The sequence below is a fragment of the Silvibacterium acidisoli genome (assembly GCA_022870745.1).
Classification (GTDB): domain Bacteria; phylum Acidobacteriota; class Terriglobia; order Terriglobales; family Acidobacteriaceae; genus Silvibacterium.
This window is the reverse complement of the sequence record CP085323.1, coordinates 1,334,486-1,359,020: the sequence shown is the minus strand read 5'-3', so window position 1 is coordinate 1,359,020 and position 24,535 is coordinate 1,334,486. Positions and strand designations below refer to the sequence as shown.

General features: G+C 59.3%; 26 protein-coding genes. 10 read left to right on the top strand and 16 right to left on the bottom strand.

Translation table 11 applies throughout. The features are described 5' to 3' along the window. The 4 genes from LJD29_RS05560 to LJD29_RS05545 form a co-directional block, all read right to left on the bottom strand. Positions 1-600 (bottom strand): cytochrome c oxidase subunit 3, encoded by a 600-nt coding sequence (locus tag LJD29_RS05560; RefSeq protein WP_446744766.1) that lies wholly within the window; start codon positions 598-600, stop codon positions 1-3. Positions 601-616: 16 nt separating this feature from the next. Continuing rightward, positions 617-2,308, bottom strand: coding sequence for a cytochrome c oxidase subunit I (ctaD, locus tag LJD29_RS05555; protein WP_446744765.1), 1,692 nt, complete (start codon positions 2,306-2,308; stop codon positions 617-619). 10 nt (positions 2,309-2,318) lie between these two features. Then, complete coding sequence (gene coxB, locus LJD29_RS05550) at positions 2,319-3,362, bottom strand: cytochrome c oxidase subunit II (protein WP_446744764.1); 1,044 nt, start codon at positions 3,360-3,362, stop codon at positions 2,319-2,321. Between the two features lie 144 nt (positions 3,363-3,506). Next, the gene (locus LJD29_RS05545; protein WP_446744763.1) at positions 3,507-4,628 is read right to left on the bottom strand and encodes a geranylgeranyl reductase family protein; all 1,122 of its coding nucleotides are present in this window, start codon (positions 4,626-4,628) and stop codon (positions 3,507-3,509) included. Positions 4,629-4,754: 126 nt separating this feature from the next. On the opposite strand from LJD29_RS05545, the gene LJD29_RS05540 reads away from it, so the two are divergent. Continuing rightward, positions 4,755-5,873, top strand: coding sequence for an SIS domain-containing protein (locus LJD29_RS05540; protein ID WP_446744762.1), 1,119 nt, complete (start codon positions 4,755-4,757; stop codon positions 5,871-5,873). Between the two features lie 11 nt (positions 5,874-5,884). Here LJD29_RS05540 and LJD29_RS05535 read toward each other — a convergent pair whose 3' ends face one another. Continuing rightward, complete coding sequence (locus tag LJD29_RS05535; RefSeq protein WP_446744761.1) at positions 5,885-6,709, bottom strand: hypothetical protein; 825 nt, start codon at positions 6,707-6,709, stop codon at positions 5,885-5,887. A gap of 470 nt (positions 6,710-7,179) precedes the next feature. Here LJD29_RS05535 and ftsH point away from each other — a divergent pair, with 470 nt between their 5' ends. The 3 genes from ftsH (at position 7,180) to holA (ending at position 10,904) form a co-directional block, all read left to right on the top strand. After that, complete coding sequence (ftsH, locus tag LJD29_RS05530; RefSeq protein ID WP_446744760.1) at positions 7,180-9,093, top strand: ATP-dependent zinc metalloprotease FtsH; 1,914 nt, start codon at positions 7,180-7,182, stop codon at positions 9,091-9,093. A 108-nt stretch (positions 9,094-9,201) separates the two neighbouring features. Then, positions 9,202-9,732, top strand: a complete 531-nt coding sequence (gene lptE, locus LJD29_RS05525) for an LPS assembly lipoprotein LptE (protein ID WP_446744759.1) — start codon at positions 9,202-9,204, stop codon at positions 9,730-9,732. 35 nt (positions 9,733-9,767) lie between these two features. Beyond that, positions 9,768-10,904, top strand: coding sequence for a DNA polymerase III subunit delta (holA, locus tag LJD29_RS05520; protein WP_446744758.1), 1,137 nt, complete (start codon positions 9,768-9,770; stop codon positions 10,902-10,904). Positions 10,905-10,913: 9 nt separating this feature from the next. Here the strand turns inward: holA and LJD29_RS05515 are convergent, their stop codons facing one another. Then, complete coding sequence (locus LJD29_RS05515; RefSeq protein ID WP_446744757.1) at positions 10,914-11,048, bottom strand: hypothetical protein; 135 nt, start codon at positions 11,046-11,048, stop codon at positions 10,914-10,916. Between the two features lie 172 nt (positions 11,049-11,220). On the opposite strand from LJD29_RS05515, the gene LJD29_RS05510 reads away from it, so the two are divergent. Continuing rightward, positions 11,221-11,757, top strand: coding sequence for a DUF2393 family protein (locus tag LJD29_RS05510; RefSeq protein ID WP_446744756.1), 537 nt, complete (start codon positions 11,221-11,223; stop codon positions 11,755-11,757). 48 nt (positions 11,758-11,805) lie between these two features. Here LJD29_RS05510 and LJD29_RS05505 read toward each other — a convergent pair whose 3' ends face one another. From LJD29_RS05505 to LJD29_RS05490, 4 genes are all read right to left on the bottom strand, one after another. Next, on the bottom strand, positions 11,806-12,420 hold the full coding sequence (locus LJD29_RS05505; protein WP_446744755.1) for a Spy/CpxP family protein refolding chaperone: 615 nt from the start codon (positions 12,418-12,420) through the stop codon (positions 11,806-11,808). Then, positions 12,417-12,842 (bottom strand): hypothetical protein, encoded by a 426-nt coding sequence (locus LJD29_RS05500; RefSeq protein WP_446744754.1) that lies wholly within the window; start codon positions 12,840-12,842, stop codon positions 12,417-12,419. Before LJD29_RS05500 ends, LJD29_RS05505 begins: the two co-directional genes overlap by 4 nt. Further along, positions 12,839-13,396 carry an RNA polymerase sigma factor gene (locus tag LJD29_RS05495; protein ID WP_446744753.1) on the bottom strand — a complete coding sequence of 186 codons (558 nt, stop codon included), beginning with the start codon at positions 13,394-13,396 and terminating at the stop codon, positions 12,839-12,841. Before LJD29_RS05495 ends, LJD29_RS05500 begins: the two co-directional genes overlap by 4 nt. A 175-nt stretch (positions 13,397-13,571) precedes the next feature. Continuing rightward, positions 13,572-14,291 carry a hypothetical protein gene (locus LJD29_RS05490; RefSeq protein ID WP_446744752.1) on the bottom strand — a complete coding sequence of 240 codons (720 nt, stop codon included), beginning with the start codon at positions 14,289-14,291 and terminating at the stop codon, positions 13,572-13,574. A 210-nt stretch (positions 14,292-14,501) separates the two neighbouring features. Between LJD29_RS05490 and LJD29_RS05485 the strand changes: the two genes are divergently transcribed. Continuing rightward, complete coding sequence (locus LJD29_RS05485; protein ID WP_446744751.1) at positions 14,502-15,674, top strand: FAD-dependent oxidoreductase; 1,173 nt, start codon at positions 14,502-14,504, stop codon at positions 15,672-15,674. A gap of 130 nt (positions 15,675-15,804) precedes the next feature. Continuing rightward, on the top strand, positions 15,805-16,233 hold the full coding sequence (locus LJD29_RS05480; RefSeq protein WP_446744750.1) for a YybH family protein: 429 nt from the start codon (positions 15,805-15,807) through the stop codon (positions 16,231-16,233). 9 nt (positions 16,234-16,242) lie between these two features. Here the strand turns inward: LJD29_RS05480 and LJD29_RS05475 are convergent, their stop codons facing one another. The 6 genes from LJD29_RS05475 to LJD29_RS05450 form a co-directional block, all read right to left on the bottom strand. Beyond that, positions 16,243-17,058 carry a hypothetical protein gene (locus LJD29_RS05475; protein ID WP_446744749.1) on the bottom strand — a complete coding sequence of 272 codons (816 nt, stop codon included), beginning with the start codon at positions 17,056-17,058 and terminating at the stop codon, positions 16,243-16,245. Beyond that, positions 17,055-17,846, bottom strand: a complete 792-nt coding sequence (locus LJD29_RS05470) for an SDR family NAD(P)-dependent oxidoreductase (RefSeq protein ID WP_446744748.1) — start codon at positions 17,844-17,846, stop codon at positions 17,055-17,057. Before LJD29_RS05470 ends, LJD29_RS05475 begins: the two co-directional genes overlap by 4 nt. Positions 17,847-18,212: 366 nt before the next feature. Continuing rightward, entirely contained in the window at positions 18,213-18,620 is a 408-nt protein-coding gene (locus LJD29_RS05465; RefSeq protein ID WP_446744747.1) for an MmcQ/YjbR family DNA-binding protein, read from the bottom strand. 7 nt (positions 18,621-18,627) lie between these two features. Continuing rightward, complete coding sequence (locus tag LJD29_RS05460; protein WP_446745880.1) at positions 18,628-20,139, bottom strand: amino acid permease; 1,512 nt, start codon at positions 20,137-20,139, stop codon at positions 18,628-18,630. A gap of 145 nt (positions 20,140-20,284) precedes the next feature. Then, complete coding sequence (locus tag LJD29_RS05455) at positions 20,285-20,440, bottom strand: hypothetical protein (protein WP_446744746.1); 156 nt, start codon at positions 20,438-20,440, stop codon at positions 20,285-20,287. Positions 20,441-20,471: 31 nt separating this feature from the next. Beyond that, entirely contained in the window at positions 20,472-23,129 is a 2,658-nt protein-coding gene (locus tag LJD29_RS05450; protein ID WP_446744745.1) for an ATP-dependent helicase, read from the bottom strand. 143 nt (positions 23,130-23,272) lie between these two features. Between LJD29_RS05450 and LJD29_RS05445 the strand changes: the two genes are divergently transcribed. The 3 genes from LJD29_RS05445 to LJD29_RS05435 are packed head-to-tail and all read left to right on the top strand — an operon-like array spanning position 23,273 to position 24,533. Further along, positions 23,273-23,521 carry an AbrB/MazE/SpoVT family DNA-binding domain-containing protein gene (locus tag LJD29_RS05445; protein WP_446744744.1) on the top strand — a complete coding sequence of 83 codons (249 nt, stop codon included), beginning with the start codon at positions 23,273-23,275 and terminating at the stop codon, positions 23,519-23,521. Continuing rightward, positions 23,518-23,913: a type II toxin-antitoxin system VapC family toxin gene (locus LJD29_RS05440; protein ID WP_446744743.1), complete on the top strand. Its 396-nt coding sequence runs from the start codon at positions 23,518-23,520 to the stop codon at positions 23,911-23,913. The genes LJD29_RS05445 and LJD29_RS05440 overlap by 4 nt, the downstream gene beginning before the upstream one ends. Before the next feature lie 17 nt (positions 23,914-23,930). Continuing rightward, on the top strand, positions 23,931-24,533 hold the full coding sequence (locus LJD29_RS05435) for an LOG family protein (RefSeq protein WP_446744742.1): 603 nt from the start codon (positions 23,931-23,933) through the stop codon (positions 24,531-24,533). Positions 24,534-24,535: the final 2 nt, after the last annotated feature.

Genomic DNA, 24,535 nt, shown 5'->3' with positions numbered 1-24,535 from the left:
TTAGCGCCCCAGAATGTAAACAACGGTGAATACGACGACCCAGATCGCGTCTACGAAATGCCAGTAAAGCGCAAGGATCTGAATACGCTCGGAATGCTTTTCGTTTACGTGGCCGGTGATGGTAAACGCCAGCACCAGTGAAAGGCCGATCAGGCCGACGATGACGTGCGAAGCGTGCAGGCCGACCAGTGAATAGAAAGTGGTGCCGAAAAGATTGGTGCTGATGGTCAGGCCGTCTTTATAGATCAGCTTGTACCACTCCGCGCCGGTGCCGATCAGGAAGATCAGTCCAAGCACGATGGTCGCTGCCCACCACAGGCCGAATTGCTTGATCCGGTTGTGTTCAATGTGCCGTTCCGCCAGCATGATCGTCACACTGCTTGAAAACAGGCAGATCGAGTTGAAGATCGGAATCTCAAGCACCTGCTGAGGCGTCGGACCGGTAAGGCTCTTCCCGATATAGAAGACGTAGGCCACCACAAAAATGATGAAGATGGCCGATTCTCCCAGGATGAGGCAATACATGGCGACCCGTCCGCGTGACGGTAAGTGCCAGGGCTGCTCCTGCGGTGCGTCTGGAATGATAGGGACTGCGCTCATTATTATTCCTACTCTTTTATTCGTACTTCCAGTCCGGATCTTCCGGATGTTTCAGGTCCCACAGGGGACGGCGGCTGATAACGACAGGTTCCGTGGCGAAGTTATAGCTTGGCGGAGGCGAGGAGCAGGCCCATTCGAGCGTCCATGCATCCCAGGGATCGTTGCCGGCCTTTTCACCCTTGAAGAGCGAAATCACCATGTTGTAAGCGAAGATCAGAACCGCAATGCCCTGGATGGCTGCGCCGATCGAAACAATCAGGTTCAGCGTGCCCCATCCGCGGTTGGCCTCGTAGGTATAAATCGAACGCGGCATGCCCAGAATTCCAGGAATGTGCATCACGTCGAAGGTTAGGTGGAAGCCGATCAGGAAGAGCCAGAAGTTGATCTTGCCCAGGCGTTCGTCCATCATGCGGCCGGTGACCTTGGGGAACCAGAAGTAGAGGCCGCCAAAGATCGCCGTCAGGATGGCGCCCACCAGTACATAGTGGAAGTGCGCGACCACGAAGTAGGAGTTGTGCAACTGCCAGTCCCACGGCGAAACCGAAAGCATGATGCCCGTAAGTCCGGCGATCAGGAACTGGAAGAGGAATGCGGTCATGAACAGCATCGGAGTTGCGAAGCGAATCTTGCCGCCCCACATCGTCGCCAGCCAGTTGAAGATCTTGATGCCCGTGGGAATACCGACCAGCATCGTCGAAAGCGTGAAGAACGCATTCGAGGCTGAAGTCATACCGACGGTGAACATGTGGTGCGCCCAGACGCTCAGGCTGATAAAGGCGATACCGACCGACGCCGTCACCATCGCGGGATAGCCGAAGATGGCCTTGCGCGAGAAGACGGGAATAATTTCGTTGGCGATGGCGAAGGCTGGCAGCACAAGCACATAGACCTCGGGATGGCCGAAGATCCAGAAGAAGTGCATCCAGACTACGGCCGAGCCGCCGGCCTGCGTGTCGAAGAAGTGTCCGCCGAGGTAGCGATCGATGCAGAGCATGATCTGTGCGGCCGTCAGCGGGGTGATGGTAATCAGCACCAGCGCGGAAACCGTCAGGTTCAGCCAGACAAACAGGGGCATGCGCATCAGCGTCATTCCCTTGCAGCGCATCGAGAAGATAGTAGCGACAATGTTGATACCGCTGCCGATGGTGCCGAAGCCGGAAGCAATCAGGCCCACAGCCCAGTAATCGGTCGCGTTGCCGGGAGAAAAGGCGCGCGCTGTCAGCGGGGCATAAGCGAACCAGCCCACGTCAGGCGCATTGCCCACGCCGTAGAGGCCGCTGCCGCCAAGAAAGCTGTAGTAGATGAAGAGACCGCCAAAGGCCGTCATCCAGAAGCTGAACGCGTTGAGGCGAGGGAAGGCCATGTCGCGTGCGCCGATCATCAGCGGAACCAGGTAGTTCGCAAAACCGAAGATCGCCGGCATGCCCATGAGGAAGACCATGGTTGTGCCGTGCATCGTGAAGAAGCGGTTGTAAACCTGAGGCGACATGAAGTGGTTGTTGGGGAAAGCAAGCTGAATACGAATAAACAGCGCTTCCGCCCCTCCCACTAAAAGAAAGAGAATTGCATAAAGGATGTACAGGATCCCAAGTTTCTTGTGATCAACCGTCGTAATCCAGTCATGCAGGATCTCGAGCATGCCATCACGCTTGGATTGCGCCGGCGTGAGGTCGAGAGTACCTCGAATTGGAAGTGCCTGGTCTGCCATTTTTTCCTGCCTACTTCAAAGTCGCGAGATAAGCCGTGAGCTGATCGAGCTGCTCATCGTTGAGCTGCATTGCCGGCATAAGCGAACCCGGCTTGAAGCTGTCCGGATCCTTGATCCACTGCCGAAGATTCTGCGGATTGTTGAGTGCCGCACCCGAAGCCAGCGTGTCGCGGCTCATCAGGTGAGTGAGATCCGGGCCAAAATGGCCGGTGCCCACCGTTCCGCGAATCGTGTGGCAGTTCATGCAGGCCTGCGTCTCGAAAACGTGACGGCCTGCGGCGACAGCCGGATCCTGCACGGCCGGCAGCTGCTGGTTCTTTACCCATGCTGCAAACTGATCCGGCGAGTCCACGTAAACACGCAGCAGCATCTTTGCATGCTCCGTGCCGCAGAACTGCGCGCACTGCCCGACATACAGGCCGGTGTGCAGCGGATCGATCCACATCTCGTTGACGTGGTTCGGAATAAGATCGGTCTTGCCGGCAAGCTGCGGTACCCAGAAGCTATGATCGACGTCGGCCGAGAGCAGCTTCATGTAGGTCGGATTGGGCTGGCCCGTGCTGCTGACCGGCACGTGCAGCTCGTTGGCCGCCACAATACCCTGCTGCGGGTAGCGGAACTCCCACCAGAACTGATGGCCGACTACCGAGACATCGAGCGCGGTTGTCGGACGAGGTGCATCCTGAATCGCGAAGATCATGCGGGCCGTCGTCAGGAACAGCACCACAACGATCAGGATGGGAATGACCGTCCAGGCCAGTTCCACCTGCGTGCTGCCGTAAATCTGTGCAGGTTCGCGCCCGTCATCGTTGTTCTTCACGCGATAACGGATGATGACGTATGTAAGGAGACCGGCGACGACTAGAAAAATCGCGCCTGTGATCTGCAGAACAAAAAGGGACAGCCCGTAAATCCCGATTGCTGGCGTTGAATCCGGAGCGAAGATGCTCGGAGTCGCTTGAGGTCCGGAAGCATAAGCGCGGGGCAGAATAAACGCGGCAAGAGCGAAGAGTAAGGCTGTAACTCGTTTTGCCCGATGCCGTTCCAAGAGCATCTGGAGTCCTTTCAAAGACTAGAGTCCAGTTATGGTTGTGCTGTGAGTGAACGATTTACGCGTGTCTGAAAAACTTATTTTATCCCGATTTAGCCTCCAAATACCCGATAGAAAACCGCCGAGTTTGCTTTGTATAATAGAGGTTTACCCTTTGGAGTCTATCGGTAGACGCTGCCAATGCTTTACCACTCCCGCAAGCCAGGCCACGCTTACCCCGTTTGCGAACGCCCGTAAGACGGCCTTTTGCAGGAGGGGAAAAGAGAGCAGTTTATATCCCCGGTCCAGGTGGCTGTAAAACCAGCGAGCTCCTGAGCCTGCAGCTGCGAGATCCGAACGCAGTTTGCCTGTTTCCTTCGCAAATCCCTTGCTCGCGGCGCTGCCGTACTGTATCGCCTCGTGAATGGCGGCAGCCGCAGCCTGTCCGCTGGCAATTGCAAAATAAATGCCTTCGCCTGTCAGCGGATCGACAAATCCGCCTGCGTCGCCCACCAGGAAAATGCGCTCCGATGCGGGCCGGTGCTGCGCAGCTCCGAATCCCACGTATTGCCCGAGAACATCCTCGCACGCATCCGTGCCGTTTCGATGGAGAAGATAGCCTGCTAACCGTGAGCGGTCAATCTTTTCCCGGCCAGACCAGCAGTAGAGTCCGATATTCAGGTGATCGGCCTTGGGAAACACCCATCCATAGCCGTCCCGGATCGGCTCAAGATCGAAAGTCAGGTCATGGCTCGCCGCATCTGCGCAGGCAACTGTCGTTTCCAGGGCAAAGCCCTTGTAAAACCATTCGCCGCCGAGTCCGCTCAGTTGACGCACCTGGCTATGGATACCGTCCGCGCCAATCAGGTACCGGCCCGTCAGCGTTTCGCTGCCCGTGTTTACTGAGACACCGTCTTCAGTGGCCTCGATCGATTGCAGGCGGTCGATCCGTTGAAAACGGGCGCCCGCTCGAAGCGTCTGGCGAAAGCAATAATCGTCGAGTTCCGCGCGGACAGTCATCGAGCAATAGGGCATTTTCCGGCGAACGAGCAGCGATTGTTCTTGATCCCGTTCAATTCGCATCGTTGCAATCTGCTGTCGTACGACTGGATCAACACTGTACCGCAGGGCTTTGATCGTCTTCAGCGTCAGGCCGCCCGCGCAGGCCTTCTGCCGGGGAAACTCCGCCCTGTCCAGCAGCAGTACCTTATGGCCGGCACTGGCCAGGTCGTAAGCGGCGGCGCAGCCCGCCGGGCCCGCGCCAACAACGATCGCATCCCATATCTGCATTCTTTCCTCATTGTGCCTCAGGCGAGACGCGCAAACTGGCCTCCGCGCCTGATATTCTTGAACTTACTCCCTCGTTTCTGATCGAATCATTGCCGCGGTCCGCGGCCCCAAAAGGAAAGGAACTCCATGTCACGCAGTTTTCCGCACGCTATGATCCAGGAAATTTATGAGCAGCCCGATGCCCTGGCTGCAACCATCGATCATTACGCACCGGGCGGACACCTGAAGGCCGAAGCTTTTCCGAATATTGCCGAGATCTTCCGTGGACGTCAGCGCCTGGTTATCGCTGCCAGCGGATCGAGCCGCCACGCCGGCCTCTCCGGCGAGATCATGCTCGAGGACTACGCAGGTCTGGCCGTCGATGTCGAGTACGCCAGCGAATACTGCTATCGCTCGACCCACACGCTGCATGATCCCGGTGTCCTCGTAATTTCGCAGTCCGGCGAAACCGCCGACACCCTCGCCGCGCTTCGCGAAGCCAAGTCCCGCGGACTGGCTACTGCCGCGATTACCAACAACGCCGGTTCCACCATGGCGCGCGAAGCGGATTCGTCGCTGCCGACCATCGCCGGCAAGGAAAAGGCCATTCCCGCCACCAAGAGCTTTACCACGCAGCTCAGCGTGCTTTATCTGCTTACCCTCTATATCTCGCGCCTCAGCGGACGCATGACCGCGCACACCACCGCCTCGCACCTCGAGCAGCTTGGAAAGCTCCCCGCGAAGCTGGCCGCGGTTCTGCCGTCGTGGGAAACGAAGCTCGAAGAGATCGCTACGGCAACGAAGTCGGCGAAGGGCTTTCTTTTCCTCGGCCGCGCCATTCATTACCCCATCGCCCGTGAAGGCGCTCTCAAGCTGAAGGAATCGGCATACGTCCAGGCCGAAGGTTACCCGGCGGGTGAACTGAAGCATGGGCCGAATGCACTGGTTGGCGCAGACTCGCCGCTGGTCGTGCTCGCCACCCGCGACGTGACCGATCCTGACTCGGTGCTGCGTTACCAGAAGACCTTGCAGCTGATGCGCGACATGAAGGCGCAGGGTGCGAGCATTATCTCCGTCGTCTCTGAAGGCGACGAGGAAGCCGCCTCGCTCAGCCAGCATTCGGTTGCCGTACCGGCGGTCGACGAGTTCCTGCTGCCGCTGCTCGAAGTCGTTCCGCTCCAGCTCTTCGCTTACTTCACGGCGATTCAGCACGGCGTCAACGTCGACTCGCCTCGTAACCTCGTCAAGGCCGTCGTCACCGAATAGTTCCAGTCGCCTTAAAAAGGCATTCGTGCCGTAAATACAAGCCCATGATTGTAGGAGTGGTATGCGGAGGTCGCAATCTGCATACCCGCTCCGAAGGTCAGGCCTAATCGTTTTCGAAGCGGGAATCGCCCCACGATTCCCGGCATCACGAAGTTCTGAATCTTCCCGTCGTTCGGGCCGCCTTCATAAAAAGTGGTGTTGAACTCCACCTCCGGCCACCAGTGCTTATCCGCCCGGTATTGCAGCGTCGTGTTCCATGCGATGGGACGGCCGAGCTTCTTCACATCGGCCGTAGGAAATGCCGCTCCCGCGGTCGCCTGTACATCGAATCTGCCAAATCCCTTGCCAGCCGCCAAAGTGGGAGTCACCGTGGCATCCGTACTCCCGTTCGAATAACTTCCTGTAGGAATCGTCGCGCCGAGAAAGCCGGTGACGATGGCGTTCCCGTGCTCCTCATCTCGGGCAAAAAAGCGGTACTTCATCAGGAAGGCGACGTCGCCGAACCCGTCCCTGGCAGAGGAGTTGTGCTGGATGTACGGCGGCACATTCGCAATCAGCTCGATATGGCGCGACGGAATCAGCTCGAGGCCCTTGCTGTTGCCATAATTCCAGCTGTTGGTATGAGTTGGAGTGATCTGGCGCACGAAATCGGTTCTAAATTCCTGTTCCAGCCGAGGCGTGACGGTCACGATCGGGGTAACCCAGTGAGGCTGCTCTGCCTGCGTCCGGCTGGCTCGATCCTGCCAACTGTCAAGAAAGCGGCCTTGCGCGAACAGGTGAGAGGCGGCTAATGCCCATAAGGTGAGCAAAAGAGACAGGCGGGGGCAAATTCGCACGGAAAACCTCCGGTGTGACGTCGAATTCCATGACTCACATCGAATAAAATCGCGATTCGTGTAGCTTTATAAGTGAATCTGGCGGCGATTCGCCATCGAATTCTCCGGCAGGCATTTCGATCGCATGGGGCGGTTGAGATCTGCCATTTGACCGCATGGTCATCCGTGGGAATGTGGTAGGCGAGGGGGCGGAAGAAAAGTCGTTTTTCGCAGTACCGTGCCGATAATATTCAGCATGGCACGAAGGTTGCATCTTCCGTCGTCTGACGGAGGGAGTAGAATAAATTGCAAGTTGCAGATGTCCGCGAGCCTGGGCCTTACAAGTTTAGAAAATCAATTGAGACGTCACCCCGGCCGAGGCGTCTAATGCAGCAAAGCAGATGCGAAGCGGAGTGGCTCCCGTGTGCGAGCCTGCAGGTCCTTCCTTTCCTGTCTCCTTTTCTGTGGGCGCTTGAGAAAAAGAGGTTTTCGTGAATTCGACAGTCAAGACAATCATCTTCTGGGTATTCATCTTCGCGTGCCTGGTCGTTCTGTGGAGGGTCTTTCAGACCAGCACAGGCGGCGGTAAGGACCAGGAAATCGCGTGGTCGGAATTCCTGCAGGATGCTCAACAAGGCCAGGTCAATGATGTGACGGTGATCGGCAGCGAGGTTCGCGGCCATCTTCACAACGACAAGGGCAGCTTCCACGTCACGGTCCCGGCCAACTATCCCCATCTTTTCGATGTCCTCGACCAGAATAAGGTCAAGGTGACTGTCAAGAACGCGGACGGCAACGGCTGGTGGAATCTCCTCATCCAGTTTTCGCCGGTCATCGTGCTGGTTGCGCTCTGGTTCTTCATGATTCGCCAGATGCAGAGCGGCGGCAACAAGGCCATGTCCTTCGGCAAGAGCCGCGCCAGGCTGCTATCGATGCAGCAGAAGAAGATCACCTTTAAGGACGTTGCCGGCGTAGACGAAGCCAAGGAAGAGCTCAAGGAAATCATCGAGTTCCTGCGCGAGGCGCAGAAGTTCCAGAAGCTCGGCGGCCGCATTCCCAAGGGCGTACTGCTCGTCGGACCTCCCGGAACCGGTAAGACCCTCCTCGCCCGCGCTGTCGCCGGCGAAGCGAATGTCCCGTTCTTCTCGATCTCGGGTTCGGACTTTGTCGAGATGTTCGTCGGCGTCGGTGCAAGCCGCGTCCGCGATCTCTTTGAACAGGGCAAGAAGAATGCACCCTGCATCATCTTCATCGACGAAATCGATGCCGTGGGCCGTCATCGCGGCGCCGGCCTCGGCGGCGGACACGATGAGCGTGAGCAGACCCTGAACCAGCTTCTCGTCGAGATGGACGGATTCGAGTCGAACGATGGCGTTATCCTCGTCGCGGCGACCAACCGCCCCGACGTTCTCGATCCCGCGCTTCTGCGCCCCGGCCGTTTTGACCGTCGCGTAGTCGTAGGCCGTCCTGATGTGCGTGGCCGCGAAGAGGTTCTCCGCGTACACGCCAAGAAGGTTCCGCTCTCCGACGACGTCGATCTTCGCGTCATGGCTCGCGGTACACCGGGCTTTTCGGGTGCTGACCTGGCCAACATGGTCAACGAGGCTGCCTTGAACGCAGCCCGCATGAACCGCAAGTCGGTGGCCATGGTCGATTTCGAAACCGCCAAGGACAAGGTCCTGATGGGTGCCGAGCGCAAGTCGATGCTGCTTACGGATGAAGAGAAGCGCGTCACGGCCTATCATGAAGCCGGCCATGCTCTCGTCGCCGCCATGCGTGACCACGCCGATCCGCTGCACAAGGTCACCATCATTCCTCGCGGAATGGCTCTGGGCGTGACCATGCAGCTACCGGAAGACGACAAGCACACCGTCACCAAGCAGTACCTGGAGACGCAGCTTGCCATCCTGATGGGCGGGCGCATCGCCGAGGAAATCTTCCTCCACCAGATGACGACCGGTGCCGGCAACGACATCGAGCGCGCTTCCGACCTCGCCCGCAAGATGGTTTGCGAGTATGGAATGAGCGGCATGGGCCCGTTGACCTTCGGCAAGAAGGAAGAGCAGATCTTCCTGGGCCGCGAGATCTCGCAGCACCGCGACTTCTCGGAAGAGACGGCGCGCCAGATCGACGGCGAAGTCCGCGGGCTGGTCGACGAAGCCTACCGGTCGGCGTACGACATCCTGAACAACAACCAGGACATCATGCACCGTCTGGCGATCGCACTGCTCGAACGGGAGACGATCGACGCGAACGACATCCGCGCCATCATCGACGGCAAGGAACTTCCTCCAATCAAGCCTTCGGGTGGTTCGGGTTCCGCGGTCGCCGATGTGCAGCAGGTTCTGAAGCCGGAACCGAGCCGCGGTACCAGCTTCCCGGAGGGAAGCCCCTCACCGGCGTAACCTGTTCCAGAGAGTCAAAAAGAAAAGCAGCCTGCGGGCTGCTTTTCTTTTTGAAATCACCTCCGCCGAACGTCGCGCACAGGCCCGGCTCTGCGAAAATAGAGCAGCATGCTCGGTAAGTTCTCGGTTCTGGCTGTTCTTTTTCTTGCCCTGGGTGGAGCCCTGAGCGGCTGCGGCTATCATCCTGCGACTTCTGCGTCGCATCTGCCGCAAACGGTTCATACCCTGGCGATCCCCGTTTTCAAGAACACCACGCAGTCGTATCACGTGGAAATCGCCTTTACCCAGGCCGTGGTGAAAGAGTTTTCCAGCCGAAGCAGCTACCGGATCGTCCCTGATCGCGACGCGGATGCCGACGCTACACTCGAAGGCACAGTAACCGGATACCAGGTGACGCCGCTTACCTATAATTCCCAGACCGGTCAGTCGTCTTCCTTTTTGATTACCATCAATGCGAGCGTGCTGCTGAAAGACCGTAACGGGAAAATCCTCTACAAGAACAGCTCCTATCTCTTCCGGCAGCAGTACGAGACCACGCAGGATCTGGCGAGCTTTATTCAGGAGGATCCCTCCGCCATTACGCGTCTATCTCATGACTTTGCCCGGGCGGTCGTGTCCGATATTCTGGAGTCGTTCTAATGCGCCTTTCTCATTCCACGCAGGAGCTGGCCTAGATGGGTGCGGGTTTTTCAGCGGCGGAGCGCTTTATCAGCGAAGTCCGTGGGAACAGCTTGCGTCCTGGATACGTGCTCCTCGGCGACGAGATCTTTCTCTACGAGCGCTGCCGCCAGGCTGTGCTGGAGACACTGGTGCCGCCGGAGTTCCGCGACTTCTGCCTGTCTGAAGTAGACCTGGCCGAAACCAGCATCTTCGAGATTCTAGATCGCGCGCGCACGCCTTCGCTGATGGCGCCGTTCCAGGTCTTCTTCGTTCGCGGCCTGAAGGCGCTCTACACGCGTGGAGCCAAGAAAGAAGAATTTGGCGCAATTGAAGAGTATTTCCGCTCACCGAACCCGCAGTGCCTCGTCCTGTTTGTCGCCGACCACCTGCGCATCCCGTCCGACCTGCGCCGCATGGACATGGACGATAAGAATCGCTACGAGCGCATTCGAGAGACGCTGGGCGACTGGTGCGGACTGGTCGAGCTGGCACGCGCCGACGAGTCTGACGCCCTGAAGTGGATCATGTCCGAGAGCGAACGGCAGGGAATTCGCTTCGACTCCGACGCCGCCCGCGAACTGGCCGACGCGCTCGGTGCGGACATGATGCTCATCGCCAGCGAGTGGAACAAGCTGGTGCTTTTTGCTGGCGAAAAACGGCACGTCACGCTCGGCGATGTGGAGACGATGGTTCTCGCGGCCAAGCAGCGTTCGCTTTATGAGCTGACCGACGCCATCTCTGCCCGCGACACGCCGAAGGCGCTGCTGCTGCTGCACGGATTGCTCAATGCTTCCGATGGCGGGGAAGAGTCGGCGATTGGGCATCTTTATATGCTGGCCCGGACCTTCCGGCAGATGCTTGTGATTCTCGAAAGGAACGTGCGCGATTCGCGGGCAATCTGGCAGGCGCTGTGGCAGGGCTTCCGCATGCCGCCGTTTGCGGCGGACGATCTCATTCGCCAGGCGCGGCGCTACAAGTCGAGCCGCGATATCACGCGCGCGCTCCGGTTGATTGCTCGAGCAGATTTTGAACTTCGCTCGCAACCGCCGGACAAGAAGCTGGTGCTCGAAAGGCTCATTTTTGACCTGACTCGAGACACAAGCCGTCAGCCGGCGACTGCTTTAGAAGCCCAATATGCAATGGAGTGGTAGCGCGGAGGATTAAATCGCCGCTGTCAGCAGGACCAGGATTACAGCGGCGACTGTCGCTGCCTGGTACGCAAAGTCCGATGCCTCACGGCGCGGACGGCTGGCGGCGTAAGTGCGGAGACCGGTAGTGTCGGTATGAACGTTCATCGGCCAGCCCTTTCGTTGAAGTAACGATGCAGGAAAGAAAGTGGATGCTTTCTGACCTGTCTTTTAGAGGACCAAACCACCAGCTTGGTTTCTAACTTTAGCAGGATATTTTTACTAATGCGTAAATCCGGTATCCAATCAGGAAACCGGCTCACGATATAAAATCACGCTGATGGCATTGAATCAGCAATCAGGGTTTTTAGGTGGCAGCGGCAAGGCCGCCGCGGAGCCACGCTCTCTTGCGCCGTGGATTATCGCCGGCGTTGTAGTACTGGTAGCGCTCGGAGCGCTGATGTTCTTTGGGCACAACGGTTCGAAGGTCAATCCCGGAGGGGCGGGACTCGCGCCGCCGGATCCGTACGCCGCTCAACTCGTCTTGTCGGATATGAAGATGAGCGAGTCATCGAGCATGGCCGGGACCAAAGTGACCTATCTTGATGGCCGGATCGCGAATCACGGAGACAAAACCGTTTCCGGAATCACCGTGCAGGTCGCCTTCCGCGACTTCACGAAACAACTGGCGCAGAAGGAAACGACCCCTCTGAACCTGATCCGTACCCACGAGCCGTATGTCGATACGCAGTCTGTCTCGGCAAATCCCATCAAGCCGGGAGAGACCCGGGAGTTCCGGCTGATCTTCGACCACGTGGCGGACAGCTGGAATCAGGAGTATCCCGAGGTCCGGGTAATTGAAGTCACCGGCCGGTAAAGCTTAATTGCTGCAAAAGAAAAGGAGCGGGAATCCCGCTCCTTTTCTCTATTCATCTCCGTTTGCCGGTGGGGGCGATGGAGGTCCGCCGCCGTTGCCGGGCATCTTGCCTGGACCACGCTTGTCCGGGCCGCCGGGGCCGCGATCCCAGCCGTGATGGTCGCCGCCGGGGCCCATGTCCCGGCTTTCCCTCCGTTCACGGACGAAGGCACGCAGCTTCTTCCACTGATCGGGAGTGAGCGTCTGCCGGATCTCGAAGAGCATCCGCGCGTTTGCCTTTTCAAGCTCCGCCCGGGCCTGGGCGATCGAATCGATCTGGCTGATGATCTTGTTTTCATCCTGCTGGTCTGCTTCGATCAGCGGCTGCATGATGGCTTCCTGCTTTTCCAGCGCGGCCTTGAGATCGATCAGCTTCAGGCGGTGCTGCTGGAAGATGTCGTCCATCTTCTTTCTCTGATCGTCGGTAATGCCCAGCTGCTGGGCCGCTTTGGGGTCGTTCCACCAGCGTCCGTGACCACCTGCGTGGAACGTCTGTTCCATCGGCGGTGGTCCTGCCGGACCACCATGCCAGTCCTGAGCCGACATCGGCGCGACAGCGGCAAAGGACAGCAGGGAAGCAAGAGAGAGAAGAAGTGCATGTTGCTTGACAGGACGGATCGTCATTGTCTGTTCTCCGTTTTGGATTCTGAGCTCCAGTTGTCGAGTTCCGCCAGCGGTGCCAGCGAATCCGGTACGGATTCAGACACGGCAGAGTCGACCTGTTCGAGCAGGGCGGTGTCAGAAGAATTGTCCTTGACCTGGTTTTGGACAACTTCATGATGTGTGGGCGTTTCGTGGCTCAAATGCAATGTAAGCGGCAGCGCTCCGCCAAAGAGCAGGCCCAGGGCTGCGGCCCACGCCAGCACCATGCGGCGATGCGCGGACTTCTGGCGCTTGCGGGCAGGCGCGAGCCATACGCTGAAAGCATCCTGGCCGGCGGCGTGGTCGCCAATGTGGTGGATCGCTGAGCGGAAGCTCCGGATCGATTCAGCAAACTCCCCGGAGGGTTCAAGAGAAGTATCTGGAAGTTTACGGTTAACGGTCATAGTTCACCTTTGGGCGCATCCCCAATGTGCTCGCGGACGATGCGCAGTGCGCGATACAAATGCGATTTCACGGTACTGGTGTTCATACCGGTCGACTCGGCAATCTCTGAGAGCTCCATCTCCTCGACGAAGCGAAGCAGGAAGACATTTTTCTGCTGCCGGGAGAGCTTCTCGACAGCTGCCCATACTTCCCTGACCTTCTCCTGCTGCAGGCAGATGGCCTCGGGGCCACTGGCGCCATCGGGAATCCAGTCGCTGATATCCACTACATCGACCGCTGTGTCACGCGTCTTCTGCCAGAAGCGCATACGCCGGCTGCGCAGGTGGTCGCGGACCAGGTTCAGCGCGATACGTGTCAGCCAGGTGCTCAGGCTGGATTCGCCGCGAAACTGGTGGCGCGCGTTGTAGGCCTTTAGGAAGCAGTCCTGAGTCAGCGATTCAGCAACATCACGATCTGCCAGGGAGGCCATGAGGTACCGGAAGATGCGCGGCCGATAGAGCCGCACAACCTCGTCAAAATCGGCCAGCTCCAGGACTGACTCCGTCTGTGCCAAGGGCCGAAACTCCGTGGATACCATGTGTCCCATGCCTAGGAATAGACGGCAAGGGGTGCTCAGAGTTTACAGGAGGGGCCAATTTCATGTCAGGCGCTGGCGCCGGCGCACCCGCCGCGTCGTAGACCGTGGATTGAAGGTACGAACCGTTGACGCAAGTGCCGAAGGAACGAAGCTAAGAGTGATGGGCCGAGGAGCCGGCGGAATCTTCTTCTTCGCCAGTTTCGTGGGGAGATCCGGATCCAAGGCCGAACCCACCTCCCATGCCTCCGCCCATGCCACCCATACCACCGCCGCCACCTTGGCGGCCTTCGCCTTTCTCAGCCTTGTCTTTACCGCCAGAGGCTGACGGTCGCGCCGGGCCTTGCAGCGGAACCGCCACATCGGAGGGGATGGGATCGAGATCGAGCGCCTCGCGAATGAAGGAGCGTAGCGAGACCACCAGTTCCTGGGTATGTACAAGCTTGCCGGTGGCAAGCTCATGCGCGGCATTCGCCGCCAGCCTGACCTGCTCCTCGGTGCCGAGCAGGATGATGTCGGACAGGGCTGCTTCGACCGCGTCGCGGATGCGGCGTGCCCGATCCGAGCCCGGCAGGCCGGCCGCACTCAGGTCCAGTGGCGTCGGTGAGACTGCTGGACCATCGTCCTGCTGGCGCAGATCACGACGGTGAGCGGGGTTGACAGTCAGGTCGCCGGTGAAAGAGCCGCCCAGGGTTTTGTATGCGGCGATCAGGGCACGCAGACGCTCGTTGATCTGGCGATTCATGCGCTCGCGGCGCTGCTGGATGGTGACCTGCGTCAGCAGGCGTATCCCAACGCCGAGCAGCGTAATGACCGCAAGGCTGAGAAGAGTGGTAATGAGCGCATGCAGAGAGCTGAAATCGAGATTGCGCAACGTGACCTCCGCAGGGATATGACCTGTGAATCACGGTCGCGGCTCGAACGTTGCCCGAGCTTCCGGCCGCAATGAAGACGGGTGCGGCTTGCGAGTCACGACGCGCAGGTTTTGTGAAGAAAGTAAGAGCAGACCGGCATAGCGATGAAAGCGGCGGGAAGCCTGTGAGCTGCTGCGCTTTGTGGGAGGATTGAAAAATAGGGGGCATGCATGGGTGCCGTTCAAGGAAAGAAGATCGCCATCGTCGGCGGCGGGCCGGGCGGCCTGACGCTGGCCCGATTACTGCAGCAGGGCGGTGCGCAGGTTGTAGTGTATGAGCGCGATCAGAGCCGCAGTGCACGCGTCCAGGGCAGCGCCTTAGACCTCCACGAAGATTCTGGTCTGGCGGCGCTTGAAGCTGCCGGATTGATTGATGCCTTTTGGGTCAACCATCGACCGGATCTCGAGCGTCTTCGCCTTACCGATGCGAACGGAACGATTCTTCATGATCATGCTCGCAAGATGTCCGGTGATGAGAAGCGGCCAGAGATCGAGCGCGGACCACTGCGCGATATTCTGCTCGATTCGCTTCGGCCCGGCACTGTGCAATGGGACTGCAAGCTCGAGTCGGCGAAGATGCAGGGCGAGCAGGTGCTGTTACGTTTTGCAGGCGGAAAGACCGCAGAGGCAGACATTGCCATCGGCAGCGATGGCGCAAATTCTCGCCTGCGTGAGCTTGTCACTCCGATAAGGCCTGAGTACGTCGGAGTGTCGCTCGTGGAAGGATTGGTTCCTGCGGCAAGGCAGACCATACCCGAGTTGTGGAATCTCCTCGGAGGGGCGGCGTTAATCGCTCTCGGAGGCGAAAGAACGATCGGCATGGGGACGAAGCCTGATGGCAGCGTCTTGTTTTATGCGGGGTTGAAGACGAACGGCGGCATCGCGAAAGAGAGCCTCGAGGAGGCAAACAGCGCGGACCTGCGAGTGGCATGGTTCCACGCTCACTTCAAGGGATGGAGTGAGCTCTGGCGTCAACTCTTCAGGGAAGCAGTGTCGATGATCTGGCGTCCGCTGCTTGTTTGCCCTTCGAATCAACATTGGGAGCCGAAGCCTAACGTAACTTTGATTGGAGATGCTGCGCACGTGATGCCGCCGTATGCAGGCGAAGGCGTAAACATGGCAATGCTCGACGCCCTGGTGCTCTCGAAGTTCCTCCTCGGCGAAAAGACTTCTGATGCGATTGCGATGTATGAGGCGGAAATGTTTGCCCGGATGCAGAGCATGACCGCGGACACAATGACCAATACAGAGATGTTCTATGCGCCGGATGCTTCCGATCGTGTTGTAGCTTTGTTTCGAAGCTTTAGCGGAGCAGAGGCGATTCCGCCCGCCTCGGAGGCTTAACGAAACTGTCCGGCAACCGGCATTGCAACCGTCCGGATGAAGGGATATTCTGCAAGGCCAGTGGGTAACAACTGGATGCGCCAATCTCACCCCGAGGGAGAACGGCTCGATGAGGAAACACTGGGCGACGATGGTTTTGTTCGTATGTTCCTCAACATGCCTTGCGCAGAGCAGCGCAGTCGAACCTGCCGCGCGCCGAGAGATCGACGCTGGCAATCAGGCGTGGATCGACGGCATGAAGCAGGGCGATGTCGAGCGGATCGTGGCGACGTATACGGCGGACGCGGTCGACTGCGACCCTGAGGGACATTGCCTTCAGGGCCGGTCCGCGATTCGGAAGCACATGAAAGCGGAGATGGCGAGGTTCGGCAAAGCGGAGTCGGCTTCCGTAGACAGCGCAGGGTCCGTTCAGCAGGGACTGTTCGTTTACGAATGGGGACAGGCCGAAGCCCGTTTCGCGCACGGGAAGAAGATGGTGGACCGGTATCTGACGGCGTGGCGAAATGAGCAGGACGGAAGCTGGAGAATCTTCCGGAACATGGTCATTCCGAGCAGATGATTCTCACCGCTACTTCTTCACCTTCGCCGCAGCCGCATCGGCGTTAAAAGCATCCGGAGGCAGTGGCACGTTGTAGTCGGCCTTGAACAGGTCGCGCTGCTGGACCTCGTCGTCGTTGTGGAAGCGGGTGATGCTGAAAGGCGTGGGAACTCCGCCGACCGGGTGGTAGTTGGCATACTCTTCGCGGTCGTGGTTCATGTCGTGATAAGTGGGGTCACGCCACTCGTAGGTGCGGCTGAGTGGCAGATGGCTGTCGGCGTCCATCTGGATGGTGATGGACTCGTTTGCCGCGGAGATCAGCGTCACCTGGTCGGCGAGGTGGCGTTCGGCCAGCTTCTGGCCGTCGTAGATGACGATGGTGTTCGGGTCTTTGAGCCACACCTTGATGGCGACTTCAATCGAGTGGTCGCGGCGGCGGATGTATTCGTCGCAGATATCCTGCGGCAAAGCTTTCTTACCCTTGTAAGTTGCTTCCCAGCATTCTTTGCCGCTGAAGATATCGATGGCGTCACGCTTCTTGCCGAGCTCGACACGCTCCTGGCCTTCCGCATTCTTCCAGCTCCAGAAGTTTCCGATGGATCCGGTCGGCTTGCCCTGGTAGTAGCCGGAGATGCGGCCCTCCTGGTACTGGTTCGAAAGCACCAGCCATTGATCGCCGCCGAGCGCCTTCACCATGGCATCGAGGGCGGCACGGGCTTTCCTGGAGTTCTCGTCGCCCTGCGAGGAGCCATTTGAGTTGGCGGATGCGGACGGCGAAGGCGGCTCATCCTGCGCATGGAGTCCTACCGCAGACAGCAGCAATATGAGAATGGCGATTTTCTTCATCCGACGAGCACCGCCCCGCCATTTACGTTGACGATTTCGCCGCTCATAAAGCCCGCATAGGGTGTGCATAAGAAGAAGATCGGTCCCGCCACTTCCATTGGACGCGCGACCCGGCCGATCGGGATTGTTGCGAAGATCTTGCCGCTCGTTGCGGGGTCGTTCAGCGCGGCGGCGGACATATCCGTCTCGACCCATCCGGGGGCGACGCAGTTGACGTAGATGCCCTGCGGGGCCAGCTCGCTCGACAAGCTTTTGGTGAGGCTGATGAGCGCGCCCTTGGTCACGGCGTAATCGGCGTGGTTCGCTTCGCCGCGCTGTCCGGCGGTGGAGCTGACGAAGACAATGTGTCCAGCCGGCTCGCCGGGGATGCGCTCCTGCCGCTGCATGTGGGTGACGGCGGCCTGTGTGAGTCCGAAGACGCTCTCCAGGTTGACACCGAGCGTCTGCCGCCATTGCGCCTCGTCCATCTTTGCAATGGGCGCGTCGTGCGGAGGCCAGATGCCGTGGTTCACAACCAGGGCATCGATGCGGCCGAGGGCGCGGACGGATTCCTCGACCAGCGCGCGTCCCTGGTCGGCAGTCGCCAGCTCCTGCGGGATAGCCACGCAATCGCGGCCCCCGCCCAGTCCCTTGACCAGCGTGTCGGCCGCGTCTTTCGCCGTGCGATAACTGAAGGCGACTCTTGCGCCCGATTCGCGGAAGAGCCGGACGGCAGCGGCACCGATGCCGCGCGATCCGCCGGTGATGAGAACACATTTGCCTTCGAGGGAGAGCGTTACGCCAGCCATGCTTCGACGCTACCGCAGGTGGGGGCGGGTCGCAAGCGGGAGGCTCTAAAAGTTCTTTCATCAATAATTTAGGGAAAATGCGGTGGCGAGGTATTAGCTATTGTGTCGTTAATTCCTCGCTAAGGAAGTACAACTCCCATGTCTCTGAAGAGAAGCCCCAGAAAGCTGGTAATAGACGTTGTGCACTTTTATTGGTGCATCAACTGTAGCGCAACCAAGTACGAAGGCGAATTGAGCAAGTGTTTAAAAGGCGGACATGAGCTCGTACCTCGCAAAAAAAAGATCACTCGTATCGACTAATTTGCCGGATGCCGGGTGCCCCATGTCTCAGAAGCGAGACATGGGGCACCCATTTTTGAGTCCTATTTAGAGTGCGCGTTTCTTTGTGGGCTTCTTCTTGGTGGTCTTTGGCTGGGCCAGAAGCTCGCGCATTTTACGCGTGAGCTTGTTGTAGACGATGCCGTGCCCGTTCAGAAGCTCATCTTTCAGGTCTCGTGACGGCAGAACGTCATAGCTCTCGAGCGCCACCCAGTAAGCTCGTGCGAGATAAGGCGCCGGAATGATGCCGTCGATCTCCAGAAGCTGGTGGTAGCGCTCCGGTCCGGCGCAAAAGGAAAAGACCGCTTTTGCTTCGCCGGAGAGATCCGCCAGCGCCAGCATCTTGCCGCCGATCGTCTTGTCTCCCACCCAGAAGACAAGATTGTCGCCCCACTGCATCGTCTCTTCCACGTGAGGAAGGCCGAGCAGATAAGTACGCAGCAGGTCGATATTCATAACGCTGCTAGGACCGGGAAGAAAACTCGCTGCGGTGGCGGCTGTAGAAGAAGTAGATGACCAGTCCGACGGCCAGCCAGACGAAGAAGCGGATCCAGGTGAGGATGGGCAGGCCTGCCATGAGCAGTCCGCAGAAGATGATGCTCAGCACCGGGAAAACCGGGCCGCCGGGGCAGCGGAAGCCGCGATGGCGGTCGGGGTCTTTGTAGCGAAGGATCAGCACGCCCGCCGAGACCAGTACAAAGGCGAAAAGGGTGCCGATATTCGAGAGGTCGGAGAAGGTGCCGATATCGAGAAGCCCGGCGGGAATGCCGACGACGAATCCTGCAACCCAGGTCGCGACCGAAGGCGTGCGGAAGGTCGGATGGACCTTCGAGAAGATGGTCGGCAGCAGCCGGTCACGCGACATGGCGAACCAGACGCGCGCCTGTCCGATCTGGAAGACCAGGATGGACGAGATCATGCCCAGCATTGCGCCGATCAGGATGGCAAGCCGCGTCCAGTTGAGCGCTGCGCTCGGGTGAGCGACGTAGATCTTCTTGAGTGTGTTCACCACCGGGGCGGCATCGTCGATCAGCTTTTCCCAGTGGATGAGGCCGGTCAGCACCACGGCCACGCCGATGTAGAGGATGGTGCAGATGATCAGCGTGGCGATGATGCCGATGGGCACATCGCGCTGCGGATTCTTGCACTCCTCGGCCGCGGTCGAAACCGAGTCGAAGCCGATATAGGTAAAGAAGATGATCGATCCGCCAGTCAGCACGCCTGACCAGCCGTTGGGATAGAACGGCTTCCAGTTCGAGGGCTGGACGAAGTGCGCGCCCACGCCGACAAACAGCAGAATGGCTGCGATCTTCAGCAGCACCATCACGTTGTTGGTCTCGGCGGACTCGCGGATGCCGCGCACCAGCACCACCGTCAGCAGCATGACGATCAGGAACGCCGGAATGTTGAAGCCGAAGTGCCAGCCGGCGGCGTAGAGGTCGTGGCCCTGCAGATCCTGCATGCCCGAGGGCAGGTAGGCAGGGGAGATCCATCGCAAACTGGGGTGGATGCCGAACCAGTCGAGCAGGCCGACAGCGTGTTCAGCGAAGCCGACCGATACGGCCATGTTCGAGAAGGCGTATTCGAGGATCAGGTCCCAGCCGATGATCCAGGCGATCAGCTCGCCCATGGTCGCGTAGGTATAGGTGTACGCCGACCCCGCAATGGGGATCATCGAGGCCAGCTCCGCGTAGCAGAGGCCGGTAAACGCGCAGACGATCGCCACCAGGACGAGCGAAAGCGCCAGCGCCGGACCGGCGCCGGGACGGCCAAGCAGCGCCGTGTGGTGCACCAGGTAATCCAGTACCGGTGTATTCAGAATCGACGAAGTGTCGAACTTTTCCCCGGAGATCGCCGTGCCGATCACCGTGAAGATGCCGGAGCCGATGACCGCGCCGATACCGAGAGAGGTCAAAGAGACCGGTCCCAGGGTCTTTTTCAGGCGTGTTTCAGGGTTCTCCGACTCAGCGATCAGCTTGTCGATGGATTTGCAGGCAAGCGCCTGGGGTCTGGAAGACTGGCGAGACAGGTGTCCGGCTCCTCAAATAACGATGATGAAAGGGAGTGTATCCGGAAGGTAGCCCGCTCCGCGAGAGAAAACCCCGGGAGCGGGCTTAAGCCTAGCGCTTGCTCTGTCCGCGCGCGAGCTTCTTGGTCTTCTTCTTGTTCGAGCCGCGTGGCACGGTGCGCTTTGCCTTGGGAGCAGCCTTCTTGCGGGCTGTCCGCTTTACTTTCTTGCGTTCCTGTACGTCTTCAATTGCTTTCGTATTTGCCATTCGAATCCTTATCCATGGGAGTAGCGCTCTGCTAGAGCCGCTCGAGCTGGGCAAATTTCTCTACCAGCTTCTTCACTCCGAACTTAGAAAATTGTACCGTAATCTTCGCGTCTTCCCCGTCTCCTTCGCGCCGAAAGACCACGCCTTCTCCATACTTTGGGTGCCGGACGCGCTGGCCGCTCTTGATGCCGGTTGAGCCGGTGGGTTCGGGAACATCAATCTTGGCCGATTTCGGCACCTGTGCGCCGCGCGAAGAGAAGAACTGCGCGATGTTGTCGAGCGACCCCGCCGGCTTCGACGAGGAACGGGCCTGTGCCGGCTGGCGGTAGCTCTGGTCCTCGTCTTCATAGCTGTAATGGCGGCCAGAGGAGTCGTCGTCGTAGCCGCCGCGCCCGTATTTGCCGCGGCCGTTGCCGTAACGGCCTTCGGAGGGCGAGCTGTACATATTCTTCGGCGACATGTCCTCGACCAGGCGGGAGGGAATCTCTTCGAGGAAGCGCGAAGGCAGGCTGGCTTCGGGAGAATCGTTGCCATAGCGGCGGCGGTAGCGTGCCCGGGTGACGGTGAGCGTGTCCATGGCGCGGGTCAGGCCCACGTAGCAGAGGCGGCGCTCTTCTTCCATCTGGTTGGGATCGGTCAGCGTGCGCGAGTGCGGGAAGAGTCCCTCTTCCATGCCCGCGAGCACGACGAATGGGAACTCCAGCCCCTTGGCCGCGTGCAGCGTCATGAGCGTTACGCGCGCGTCTGGCTTGTACTGGTCGGTATCGCTGACCAGCGCGGCATGGTCGAGGAACTCGGCCAGCGTTTCTCCGCGCTCCTGCGCATCCTGGGCCGCGTTGGCCAGTTCCTTCAGGTTTTCGATACGCGAGAAGGCTTCCGGCGTGGATTCCTCTTCGAGCGAGCGGATGTATCCGCTGCGATCGTTGAGGAACTTGATCAGCTCCGGCAGGGTTGCGGCGTCGCCCGGCGCGCGGAAGCCGGGAACGGCCTCGGCCTGATCTGCTGCCTGGGGACGTTCGAGCTTCGATTTACCCTGCGGAGCCGCGTGTTTCACCTGGGGCTCTTCCGCAAAGGGGTTGAATGCGGCGGCGTCGATCGGCTCAGGCTCGGAAAGCGCGAGCATGCCCTGGGAATCGTCCCCGAAGTCGAAGCTGATATCGTCGGTACTTTCCTCGGCTGCGTCGCTTGCGCCGAAATCGAAGCCGGTGTCGGAGTCTTCCGCGGCTTCGCCGGCGACGTCGGCTTCCAGCTTTTCGGCAAAGCCCGGAGCCAGCATGGCGCGGGCGTCTTCGATGAGCCGGTAGAAGCTGTCGAGCGCAATCAGCGCACGCGAAGGTAGCAGGCGTTCCCGGAGCGCGCGACGGATCGCCTCCCAGGTGCTGATGCCGGTTTCAAGCGCCAGGCGTTCAAGGGTCTCAAGCGTTGTCTTACCGATGCCGCGAGCGGGCGTGTTGATGACGCGCTGCAGCGAGATCGAGTCGTTCGGGTTCTGGACGAGTTTGAGGTACGAGAGCAGATCCTTGATTTCAGCGCGGTCATAGAACGAGAAGCCGCCGACCATCGTGTAGCTGATGCCGTAGCGGCGCAGCGCTTCTTCCACCAGTCGCGACTGCGAGTTGGTGCGGTAGAGAACGGCAGCGCGGGGCTGATCTTCTTCCTGCCCGGCCTTACGCAGGTATTTCTGCAGGCTGTCGGCGATGAAGAGCGCTTCATTTTCGCCGTCGGGAGCCTCGTAGTAGCCGATCAGCGAACCGCCTTCGCGCGAGGTCCACAGCTCTTTGCCCTTGCGCTGGGTGTTGCGCGAAACGACCGATCCTGCGGCCTCGAGGATGATCTGCGTCGAGCGGTAGTTCTGCTCCAGGCGGATGGTTTTCGAGTCAGGAAAATCCTTCTCGAATTCGAGGATGTTGCGAATGTCCGCGCCGCGCCAGGAGTAAATGCTCTGGTCTTCGTCGCCGACGACGCAGACGTTCTTTGCCTCACCTGACAGCAGCTTCATCAGCTCGTACTGCGGGCGGTTGGTGTCCTGGTACTCGTCGATCAGCAGGTAGCGATAGCGGCGGTTGTAGCGCTCGCGCGTTTCGCCGGATGATTTGAGCAGGCGCACGGCCTCGAGCAGGAGGTCGTCGAAGTCGAGGGCGTTGTTCTTGCGCAGCTCCTTGCGATAGGCCTCGTAGATGTGGGCGATGCGCTCGCTGTTCGGGTCTGCGGAGTTCAGGTAGTACTCCTGCGGATCGACCATGTGGTTCTTCGCCCACGAAATTTTCGAGAGCACGATGCGCGGCGTCAGTTGCTTGTCGTCGAGGCCCATGCGGCGCATGGCCGCCTTCACTACGGCCTGCTGGTCGCTCTCGTCGTAGATCGCAAAATCTTTCGTCAGGCCGTCGTTGCCGATGCGCAGCGCTTCGATGTCGCGGCGCAGCATGCGCACGCAGAACGAGTGGAAGGTCGCAACGACCGGCTTCGCCAGCGTGGAGTGCCCGATGAGCTTCTCGATGCGCTCGCCCATCTCCTTCGAAGCCTTGTTGGTAAACGTGACGGCGAGGATCGAATCCGGCGCAACGCCGCGCTCCTGGATCAGGTAGGCGATGCGGTGCGTGATCACGCGCGTCTTGCCCGAGCCGGCGCCCGCAAGTATGAGCAGCGGGCCATCGACCGTTTCCGTGGCCTCGCGCTGCTGGGGGTTCATTTTTTCGAGTAAATGCTGCAATGGGGAAGGCTTCCAGTGTGTTGGGCTATCTCCAGTGTACCGCTGATCAGGGTGGGAATCGATGGCGCGACTTGTACGCCTTACCCATAAGTAAGGAGTAAAATAAAAGTAAGGAGACGGTGATGGCGATTGCGACAGTCACTTCGAAAGGCCAGGTCACGATCCCGGTAAAGGTTAGGGAAGAGCTCGGTCTGGAAGCGGGAGACCGGATCGATTTCGTCAGGAATGAGACGACTGGACATTACGAAGTGATCCCGTCCACGGTTTCAGTGCTTTCCTTGAAAGGGATCTTGCCGAAAGCGAAACGCACGGTGTCGATCGAGGAGATGAATGAGGCGATCGCCGAAGAAGGGGCATCCGCGTCGCGATGATCGGTCTCGATACGAACGTTCTCGTCCGCTATTTTCAGCAGGACGATTCGGCCCAGTCTGCACGTGCGAATGCATTGATGAGCTCGCTCTCTTCGGAGCGTCCGGGATTTGTCTCGCTCATCGCATTGGTGGAGCTGGTCTGGGTGCTGGTCAGAAATTATGAAGTGGATCGGCCGACCATTGCGACGCTGCTTGAAAACATGCTGCGCTCGCGTGAGCTAGTGATCGAGCAGGCTGCGAATGTGCGCAGCGCGCTGCAGCAGTTCCGGCAATCGAAGGCAGGGTTCGCTGACTGCTTAATCGAACAGCTCGGAGCAGCGGCCGGCTGCGATTACACCGCTACCTTCGATCAAAACGCTGCGAAGACCGCGAAAATGCGCCTGTTACGTTGACGCGCTACACTGGCCGCATGAGTGAACTGAAATCCATCTGTGTCTTCTGCGGCTCGGCTGATGGCGCTTCTCCGGAATACCTCGCAACTGCCGCCAAACTGGGCAGCAGAATCGCTCAGTGTAGATACGGACTTGTTTATGGCGGAGCGACGGTCGGCACCATGGGTGCTGTCGCGGAAGCTGTTCTCGCCGCAGGCGGCCCGGTATTCGGCGTCATTCCCGACGTGCTGATGGATCGTGAAATTGCCGCACGCCACGTGACCGAGTTGATCGTGGTTCGCACCATGCACGAGCGCAAGGCGCTGATGGCCGAGCGTGCGAGTGCATTCATCGCTTTGCCCGGCGGCTACGGAACGCTCGATGAGTTTATGGAGATTGTCACCTGGGCCCAGTTGCGTATTCATCGCAAGCCTTGCGTGCTGCTGAACATCCGCGGCTACTACGACGGGCTGCTGAAATTTCTGGACACCGCTGTCACTGAAGGTTTCCTGAAGCAGAAGAATCGAGGCCTGATTCTCGTTGCGTACACCGTGGAAGAAGCCTTGCAGCTTGTAGAAAAAGCCTGGAATGAAGATCCCGAAGCAGCCGGACAGCAGACCCTGCAAAAACTGGCGGAGTAAGG